The following is a 9417-nucleotide window of genomic DNA, read 5'->3' on the forward strand; positions in this document are numbered from 1 at the left end:
CCGCCGATCTCCCCGCCCGCGGCACAGCCCCCGCAGGCCGCCCCACGCCGGGTTTTCAATGACAGTGCTTACATCCGCCCAGTTCCAGTTCGCCCGGTTCAGGTCCGCCTTGCGCTCGGGCTCGGCATTTGAGCTTGCATGGCCCCTGGTATGGCCGCGCGCATTGCCCTTGGCGCTGCCGCTTCTGCTGCTGATGATGATGGCGGGCTGCGGTCGCCCGCCGACCGACCCTGAGGCGCAGTTTCTCGCCTCCATCCATGGCGACAGCCTTGACCTCAACCGGCTGCGGCTGGTCCAGGGGGCGCCGCTGCGCGCAGTCACCTACCGGCGGCCCCAGCGCCCTCGGGTGACCTGCCGCGAACGGATCCTGCCGCCTCGCCCGGCGGGCGAATTGGTCACCGGCTCCCCGGCGGCGCTGGCCCTGTTCAACCGGATCTTTTTCACCCGCGACTGGTACCAGGCGGATTACACGCCCGACTACCCCAAGGCCCTGCCCCTGGTCGAGGCGATGCTACTGGCGCATGAGGCCACCCATGTCTGGCAATGGCAGAACCGGGGCCTGACCGGCTACTCGCCGCTCAAGGCCCTGGGCGAACACAGCGCCTCCCCCGATCCCTATCTCTTTGATCCCGACGGGCCGGGGGCGTTTCTCTCCTACGGTTACGAACAGCAGGGCACCATCGTCGAGGAATACGTCTGCTGTCGCGCCCTCGCGCCCACCGCCGCGCGCACCCGACGGCTGCACGACATGCTGGCGGCGGTGATGCCGGTCTCCGCCCTGCCCACCCACCGCGAACACGATGTCTACCTGCCCTGGCGCGGCGCAGAGGTGGGCGGGATCTGCGATTGACCCCGGCGGCGCGGGTAAAATCGGTACAATAAACCCCTTGTCGTCGCCGCCACTTGGCCGCAGTTTGCCGCAACACGGACATCGCAGACGGAGCGATCATGGGAAGGACAAGCGACATGACCCAATATGCGCTTTTGATGCTGGCGGCGGGGATCGGCATTCCGGTGCTGGCGGCGCTGAACGCACGGCTGGGGCAGTTCCTCGGCGCGCCCGGTGCGGCCACTGTGGTGCTCTTTGCCGTCGCCTTTGCCGCGGCGCTGGCCTTTTACCTGCTGGTCGGCCCAAAGACGCTGACCGACGTGGTTTCGGCCCCGAAACACCTGATGCTGGCGGGGCTGCTGGTGGCATTCTATGTGCTGTCGATCACCCATGTCGCGCCCCATTTCGGGGTCGGAAACGCGGTGTTCTTCGTGCTGCTGGGGCAGTTGATTTCAGCGGCGGCCATCGACCACTTTGGCCTCTTTGGCGCGCAGGTCAGCCCGATCACAGCGATGCGGGCGCTTGGCATTTCGGTGATGGCGGCCGGCGTCTGGATCACCCAGATCGCCGCCTGACCGCCCTCTGATCCAGCACCCGCGCGCCGCTTACCCGTCCTGCAACACGCCGTTTTCCAACCGCAAAACCCGGTTCATCCGCGCGGCCAGCTCCAGGTTGTGGGTCGCGATCAGGGCCGACAGGCCGGTCTCGGCCACCAGCTGCAACAGCACGTCAAACACCTGATCCGAGGTCGCCGGGTCCAGATTTCCGGTCGGCTCATCCGCCAGCAGGATGCGGGGGCGGTTGGCCAGCGCCCGGCAGACCGCCACGCGCTGCTGTTCGCCGCCAGACAGCGCCGCCGGTCGGTGCGCGGCGCGGCCCGCCAGTCCCACCAGCGCCAACAGGTCGGCGCCGCGCGCCTCTGCCTGGCGCTGCGGCACACCATCGGCCAGCTGCGGCAGCACGATGTTTTCCAGCGCGGTGAATTCCGGCAACAGATGGTGGAACTGATAGACAAACCCCACATCCTGCCGCCGCACCGCCGTGCGCTTGCGCTCGCCCGCGCCGGCCATGTCCTGCCCCCCAATGCACACGCGGCCGCCATCGGCGGTGTCCAGAAGGCCGGCAATCTGCAACAGGGTCGATTTGCCTGCCCCCGAGGGCGCCACCAGCGCCACCACCTCACCCGCCCGCAGGGTGAGATCGGCGCCGCGCAGCACCTGTATTTCGCCGGGGGTTCCGGGCAGATAGGTCTTGGTCAGACCTTCAAGCTGCAGGGTGATCTCACTCATAGCGCAGGGCCTCCACCGGGTTCAGGCGCGCCGCCCGCCGGGCCGGGAAAATGGTCACCAGAAACGACAGCCCCAGCGACAGCCCGACCGCGGACAGCACATCGCCCATGCGCAGCTGCGCCGGCAGCGCATAGATGCCCCGGATCGACGGATCCCAGACACCGCCGCCCATGGCGTAGTTCACAAACGAAAAAATCGGATCGATATAGATCGCGAACAGGCAGCCAAGGGCGACCCCCATCAGGGTGCCGATCACGCCGGTGATCGACCCGCAAATGAAAAACACCCGCATCACCGACCCTTCGCTGAGGCCAATGGTACGCAGGATGCCAATGTCGCGGCCCTTGTTCTTGACCAGCATGATCAGGCCAGAGACGATGTTCATGGTCGCGATCAGCACCAGGATTGACAGGATCACGAACATCACGTTGTCCTCCACCTCCAGCGCCCGCAGGAAGCCCCCGGAACTGTCGCGCCAGCTCCAGACGCCATAGCCCGCGCCGGCCGCCTGCAACAGCGGCACCACGTAGCGGTCGATCTCTTCGGGGTCCTCGACCATCACCTCGATCTCATCCGCCACCCCGTCGCGGTTGAAGTAGCTCTGCGCTTCGGCAAAGGGCAGATAGGCGCGGGTGTTATCGATGTCATAGCGCCCGGCGGAGAAGACATAGACCACCTCATAGGCGTTGACGCGCGGGCTGGTGCCAAAGGCGGTCTTGACCCCGTTGGGCGAAATCAGCTTGACCTTGTCACCGACCTGCAGCCCGAGGCTGCGCGCCACACCGGTGCCCAGGGCGATGCCCTCGTCAAAACGGGCCAGATCGCCATAGGCGGCCTCGGATTGGGCAATGCCGGGGATCTCGGCCAGATCGGCGGCATGGATGCCAAAGACCTGCACCCCGGCGTTGCGATCGCCCCGGCTGGCCATCACCTGGCCCTTGATCAGCGGCGCGGCATGGCGCACGCCGGGCACTTTGGCGACGGCCGCGGTCAGGTCGGCGTAATCGGCAATGGTGCGGTCCAGCTGCCCGCCCTCGGTCACCGCGCCATGGGCATAGAGCGAGGCATGGGCATTGGCGCCCAGAATGGTATCGACGAATTCGGCGCGAAACCCGGAGCGCACGGCCAAGGTGGCAATCAGCGCAAAGACCGCCAGCGTGATGCCGATGAGCGAGATCCAGGTCATCACCGAGACGCCGCCTTCGCTGCGGCGGGCGCGCAGGTAGCGCCATGCGATCATCCATTCGAAACGGGAAAAAGGCGCGGGTCCGGCCATTTAGGCTGTGTTCCTTATGCGGCACAATCCAAAGGCGGACTGCGAAAAGCGAGGGTCGCGCAGACCCTAGGCGCGTGGCGTGTGCCGGTCAAGCAAGCCGATCCCGCCGCCGCCGCCCACGGGCAAGGACACGCCGCAGCAGCCCCAGCCCGAGCCGGATCACCGCAGTGCCCAGCGCCATGCCGACCGCAGCCAGCAACAGCGCATCGACAGAGACCGGCAGGGCCGGTTCAAAGGCGGCAAGGGTCGCACCGGCGATGTCCGGATCGGCAAAGCGGCCCAGATGCAGGGCGCGTTCCACCGGCGCCATCGCTGCCAGCTCGTGCAGGTCGGCCGACAGCCGACCATAGCGGTCGATGGTGGCGGCCATGGTTTCGGTCCGGCGCGCGCCCATGTCGCCGCCCAGCGCCAATTGCACCAGCGCCGTCTGCCGCTCCAGCCCAAGGGCGGCCGCATCGGCATCGAATTCAGCCACCGTCCGCCGCAGCGCGTCCACATGGCCGCCAAGCCGTTGCAGATAGGCCTGCGCATAGGCCGGAAATTGCGACAGGCCGACACCCGCACCCAGACCGCCCAACATGGAAATCAACCGCGTGACCATCGTCTGTCCTTTGTCCTGCGCCGTGGGCAACAGGATGCCCGCTGACACAGCGGGTGCAACCCCGAACCGGCGAGACAAGCGCGGTGGCGAAAGCCTGCGCATCGGGGTCCGCGGCATCCCGGAGGATGGGAGATTGGACAGCAGGCCGGGTAAGGGGCGCTGCCCCTCCGGGCCCTGACGGGCCCGTTCACCCCGAGGTATTTGAAAAAAGATGAAGTCGCGAGACTGCCCGCAAGCGGCAAGACCGGGCCTGCGGCTGGCGATGCAGGGCCCCGGGCCATGTTGACTGCCCACGTTGACTGGCCGGGGAGAGAGGGGCTGGGGGAGAGGGGCGGCGGTCGAAACCGCCAAGGCCCGTCTTGCCCCCGCCCCCGGCATGACCGCAGCCTTGCCCTCTGGCCTAAAAGCCGCGCGGTGTCGGGTGGGCGGCGTAGATGGCGGCGATTTTCTTGACCGCCTCTTCCGGGCTCAGCTCTTCGCTGTCGCCGGTGCGGCGGCTGGTCAGTTCGACGACGCCGTTCTTCAGCCCGCGCGGGCCGACGGTGATGCGCCAGGGCAGACCGATCAGGTCCATGCCGGCGAATTTGCCGCCCGCACGTTCCTTGCGATCGTCATAGAGCGGCTCCAGCCCGATGGCGGTCAGGGCGCTGTAGAGCTGTTCGCAGGCGGCGTCGGCTTCGTCGTCGCCCTGTTTGAGGTTGACGATACCGCAGTGGAAGGGGGTGACGCCTTCGGGCCAGATGATGCCTTTGTCGTCATGGCTGGCCTCGATGATGGCGCCGAGAAGCCGCGACACGCCGATCCCGTGCGAGCCCATATGGACTGGTATCGACTGGCCATCGCCGGTCTGTACCGTGGCGCCGAGGGCTTCGGAATATTGGGTGCCGAAATAGAAGATCTGGCCGACTTCGATGCCACGGGCCACGCGGCGACGCTCTTCGGGGATCTCGTTGAAGAGGGCCGCATCATGGGTTTCATCGGTGCGGGCATATTTGGAGGTGAATTCCTCCAGGATGCCCTGACACTGGGCCACGTCATCATAGTCGATCGCCCGGTCGCCGAAGGAAAGATCGGTGACGGCGCTGTCATAAAAGACCTCCGACTCGCCGGTTTCGGCCAGCACCAGGAATTCATGGGTGTAGTCGCCGCCAATCGGGCCGGCATCGGCGCGCATCGGGATCGCCTGCAGGCCCATCCGTTCGTAGGTGCGCAGGTAGCTGACCAGGTGACGGTTGTAGGCGTGCAGCGCGTCTTCTTTGGTGAGGTCGAAGTTATAGCCGTCCTTCATGTAGAATTCGCGCCCCCGCATCACGCCGAAACGCGGCCGGATCTCGTCGCGGAATTTCCACTGGATCTGATACATGGTCAGCGGCAGGTCCTTGTAGCTGGACACATTGGCGCGGAAGATATCGGTGATCAGCTCCTCGGCGGTGGGGGTGAACATCATGTCGCGCCCGTGGCGGTCCTGAATGCGCAGCATTTCCTCGCCATAGGCCTCGTAGCGGCCCGACTCGCGCCACAGATCCGCCGACTGGATGGTCGGCATCAGCATCGGGATATGGCCCGCGCGCATCTGTTCCTCATGCACGATGCCCTCGATCTTTTTCAGCACCCGGTAGCCGAGCGGCAGCCAGGAATAGATCCCGGCGGCGGACTGTTTGATCATGCCGGCCCGCAGCATGTAGCGGTGGCTGACGACCTGGGCTTCGGAGGGGGTCTCCTTCAGGACAGGCAGGAAATAGCGGGAGAGGCGCATGTTGGCTCCGAGCGGTAATTGGGTTTTGCCCGGTGTAGAAGGTGTGGACGGGCCAGACAAGGGCGGAGATGGCCCGGCGACGGCGGCGCATCGCCAGAACCGGGGGGCGGTGAAATCGGGACTTGAACCGCCATTCAAAAAAACCCACCGTGGTTCGAGTTTTTCAGGGAGGCCACAGCCATGCGCCAGACGATCACCGAACCGGCCCGCGAAATCGACGTCATCCACCAGACGGATGTGCTGGTGATCGGCTCCGGCCCCGGCGGGCTGGCGGCGGCTCTGGCGGCGGCGCGGGCGGGCGTTGCGGTCACCCTGCTGGAGCGGTTCGGCTGTTTTGGCGGCAATATCACGACCGTCGGCGTCGAAGGATTTGCCTGGTACCGCCACGAACAGACGGTGGAGGCCGGCGGCATCGGCTGGGAGTTCGAGGAGCGCGCCAAGGCGATGGACGCGGCCACCCCGGAGAGCCAGTCGCTGTCCTACGAGCTGGACGCCGAAGGGTTCAAGCTGGTGGCGGACAGGCTGGTCGAGGAGGTCGGCATTCACCCGATGCTGCACCGACTGTTCGTGGCGCCGATCCGCGAGGGCAACCGCATCACCGGGGCGATTGTCGAATCCAAGGCCGGGCGCGAGGCGATCCTGGCCCGGCGGGTGATTGATGCCACCGGCGACGCCGATATCGCCCGGATGATGGGGGCCCCCAGCCACAAGACCCCGGTCGAAGAGATGCAGGCGGCCAGCGTCATGTTCCACATCGCCGGGGTCGACAAACAGAAATTCATGGCGGGGGTGCAGGCCGATCCGCAGACCTACAAGAACTGGTCGACCGGGGAATGGCAGGTGGAGACCTCGGGCAAGGAAGACGACATGTTTTCCCCGTTTCTGGCCAAACCCTTTGCCCAGGCGCTGAAGGACGGGCTGATCCCGGCCCATCTGAACACCATCGGCGGCACCTGGGGGGCGGTGCATGATTCGGGCGAAATGACCTATATGAACCTGGTGCATCTGGCGGGCTGCGACGGCACCGACCCGGACAGCATGACCCGGTTCGAGATCGAGGGTCGCAAGCAGGCGATGCATGCGATCCGGGCGCTCAAGGCCTATACGCCGGGCTGTGACGGGGCGCGGCTGCGCAACTTTGGCATGACCATCGGCATCCGCGACACCCGCAAGATTGATGCGGTCTACAATATGACCGAGGCGGACGTGCGCCACGAGGGGCGGTTCGAGGACAGCATCGGCATCTACCCGGAGTTCATCGACGGCTATGGCGTGCTGATCCTGCCCACCACCGGGCGCTATATGCAGATCCCCTATCGGGCGATGCTGCCCAAGGGGGTCGAGGGGCTTCTGGTCACCGGGCGCGCCATCGGCGGCGACAGGATCGCCCATGCCGCCACCCGCAACATGGCCTGCTGCGCGGTGGCCGGACAGGGCGCAGGCATCGCGGCGGCCCTGTCGGTCAAGGCGGACTGCGATCTGGCGGCCCTATCCCTGACCCAAGTGCAAAAGGAACTGAAACGTCAGGGGGTGCGGATTGCATGATGCCATTGCCGCCCGAACCCGGCCTGTCCGCCCCCCGCCTGCCGCGCGCCACCCCAAAGCAACCAGAATTTCTGCGTAAGCGGATAAAAATGTTGCCAAGTCCGATAACCCGCTGTCACGCCGCGCTTTTTTGCGGATCTGATTTTGCCTCGAAAAAACAAGATCATCCAACGCGGAAAAAGAACGTTCAATTCAAACTAGTTTTTTGTCACATTCGCGCTGTTTGGGAGTATTCAATAAATCAGATTTTGACGGTCTGTGCGCTGTCTAGAGCGGTATTGATGCCTTTCGCCGCGGCCTTTTCGGGCCGTACCCTGTCCTGTTAAAGATCCTTTTGTTCCATGAATCATACTGTTCCCCTTGCCCCCGACGCCTATGATTTTCAGATCCGCGAACTTGGCCTTCTCGACACTGCGGCGGACTCTGCCTACGACAACCTGACCCGACTAGCGGCCCGCGTGCTTGCGACGCCCTGCGCGCTGGTCACCATCGTCCGGCGCGGTCAGGACGACGTCACCGTCAAGAGCAGCATCGGCCTGACGCCAGAGGCGATGGATCGCTGCCGGGCGCCGCTGTCGCGGTTCTTTTGCCAATACGTGCAGGCGACGGATGCGGCGGTGCGCATTTGCGACACCCGCCAGACAGATCTGCTGCCCGAGGCGGTGGCCCCCGGCGACCAGCCGGTCGGCGCCTATCTGGGCGCACCGATCCACCTGCCGGATGGCACCCCGATCGGCGCGTTCTGCGTCATCGACATCAGCCCGCGCGACTGGAGCGAGGCGGATCTGGAAACGGTGCGACAGATGGCGCTGTGCATGGATCAGCAGATCGCCCACAAACAGGCGCTGCGCCATGCGGTCACCGCCGAGGCGCTGGCCCAACAGGAAGCGGAGGCGCGCAAATCCTTTCTGGCCCATATGAGCCATGAAATCCGCACGCCGCTCAACGGGATCATCGGCTCGGTCGATCTGTTGATGCGCGGCACCAACCGGCGCACCCTGCCGCTGACGGAACAGAACGAGCTGCTGCGCACCGTCAACCGCTCGGCGCAGAACCTGCAACGGCTGCTGAACGACGCGCTGGACATTGCCAAGATCGACGCCGGCAAGCTGGAACTGGCGCCGGAGCCATTTGACCTGCATGCCCTTGCCGATGATGTGGCCAAGCTGTTCTCGGCCAATGCCGCGGCCAAGGGCGTCGAACTGTGCCACAAGTTTTCTGATCTGCCCGCGGGCGAGCTGCGCCTCGGCGACGGTTTCCGCCTGAGCCAGATCCTGGGCAACCTGCTGAGCAACGCGGTGAAATTCACCGATGTCGGCTCCGTCTGCATGGCCATGCGTGGCACCCCGCTCGGGGTGCAGATCGAAGTGCGCGACAGTGGCTGTGGCATTGAACCGGACAGGATGGAACATCTGTTCAAACCCTTCACCCAGGCCGATGCCACCACCGCCCGCACCAAGGGCGGCACCGGGCTGGGGATGGCCATCGTGCACCAGATGGTAGAGCTGATGGGCGGCCGGATGCGCGTCGAAAGCAGCCCTGGCGTGGGCACCTCCTTTCACCTGTTCCTGCCGATGCCGGTGACGCAGGCCCGGGCTGACGATCTGCAGGCCGCAACCGAACGACCGCATCAGCTGTTGCGGGGCAAACGCATTCTGGTGGCCGACGACAGCCCCGCCAACCGGCTGGTGCTGCAACGGATGCTGGAGCAGCTCGGGGCCACCGTGGACAAGGCGCAGGACGGTATCGAAGCCTTTGGCCTCGCCACCGCCACCGCCTATGACGTGCTGATGCTGGACATTCAGATGCCGGGCTTCAACGGCATGGAACTGGCCGAGAAGCTGCGCACCCGCCACCAGGCCCGCAGCCCAGAGGCCGCGGAGCGCACCCTTTATGTAGCGGTCACCGCCAATGCCTTTGCCGAACAGGTGGAATCCTATCTCGAAGCCGGCTTTGACGGCTGGCTGGCCAAACCGCTGCGCCAATCCGATCTGTTGCGGGTGCTGTCACCGCTGATCGCCGCCGCAGCGATCGCGCCTGCCGCCTCTGCAACACCGGTCGCCCCCGTCGCACCGGTCGCCCGCAACGAGGTCTGATCGCCCCGCGCGCGGGCACCGGCAG

At 65.7% G+C, this 9417-nt stretch carries 8 protein-coding genes; 4 read left to right on the plus strand and 4 right to left on the minus strand.

Translation table 11 applies throughout. The annotated features are described in order from the left end of the window. Nucleotides 1–193: 193 nt before the first annotated feature. The gene (locus tag TRIHO_RS11825; protein ID WP_068243683.1) at nucleotides 194–850 is read left to right on the plus strand and encodes a hypothetical protein; all 657 of its coding nucleotides are present in this window, start codon (nucleotides 194–196) and stop codon (nucleotides 848–850) included. A 116-nt stretch (nucleotides 851–966) separates the two neighbouring features. Further along, nucleotides 967–1404 carry a DMT family transporter gene (locus TRIHO_RS11830; protein ID WP_068243660.1) on the plus strand — a complete coding sequence of 146 codons (438 nt, stop codon included), beginning with the start codon at nucleotides 967–969 and terminating at the stop codon, nucleotides 1402–1404. A 30-nt stretch (nucleotides 1405–1434) separates the two neighbouring features. On the opposite strand, the gene TRIHO_RS11835 is transcribed toward TRIHO_RS11830, so the two are convergent. The 4 genes from TRIHO_RS11835 to proS form a co-directional block, all read right to left on the minus strand. Further along, complete coding sequence (locus TRIHO_RS11835) at nucleotides 1435–2118, minus strand: ABC transporter ATP-binding protein (RefSeq protein ID WP_068243666.1); 684 nt, start codon at nucleotides 2116–2118, stop codon at nucleotides 1435–1437. Next, a complete protein-coding gene (locus TRIHO_RS11840) occupies nucleotides 2111–3394 on the minus strand; it encodes a lipoprotein-releasing ABC transporter permease subunit (protein WP_068243674.1) in 1284 nt (427 codons plus the stop codon). The genes TRIHO_RS11835 and TRIHO_RS11840 overlap by 8 nt, the downstream gene beginning before the upstream one ends. Before the next feature lie 88 nt (nucleotides 3395–3482). Next, complete coding sequence (locus TRIHO_RS11845; protein WP_068243677.1) at nucleotides 3483–3995, minus strand: DUF2937 family protein; 513 nt, start codon at nucleotides 3993–3995, stop codon at nucleotides 3483–3485. Between the two features lie 400 nt (nucleotides 3996–4395). Further along, a complete protein-coding gene (gene proS, locus TRIHO_RS11850) occupies nucleotides 4396–5751 on the minus strand; it encodes a proline--tRNA ligase (protein ID WP_068243678.1) in 1356 nt (451 codons plus the stop codon). A 180-nt stretch (nucleotides 5752–5931) separates the two neighbouring features. Here proS and TRIHO_RS11855 point away from each other — a divergent pair, with 180 nt between their 5' ends. Together TRIHO_RS11855 and TRIHO_RS11865 are read left to right on the plus strand one after the other, a co-directional pair. Continuing rightward, nucleotides 5932–7296, plus strand: a complete 1365-nt coding sequence (locus tag TRIHO_RS11855) for an FAD-dependent oxidoreductase (RefSeq protein ID WP_068243679.1) — start codon at nucleotides 5932–5934, stop codon at nucleotides 7294–7296. Nucleotides 7297–7637: 341 nt separating this feature from the next. Next, nucleotides 7638–9392, plus strand: a complete 1755-nt coding sequence (locus tag TRIHO_RS11865; protein ID WP_082705123.1) for an ATP-binding protein — start codon at nucleotides 7638–7640, stop codon at nucleotides 9390–9392. Nucleotides 9393–9417 lie beyond the last annotated feature (25 nt).

The sequence above is a fragment of the Tritonibacter horizontis genome (assembly GCF_001518015.1).
Classification (GTDB): Bacteria; Pseudomonadota; Alphaproteobacteria; order Rhodobacterales; family Rhodobacteraceae; genus Epibacterium; species Epibacterium horizontis.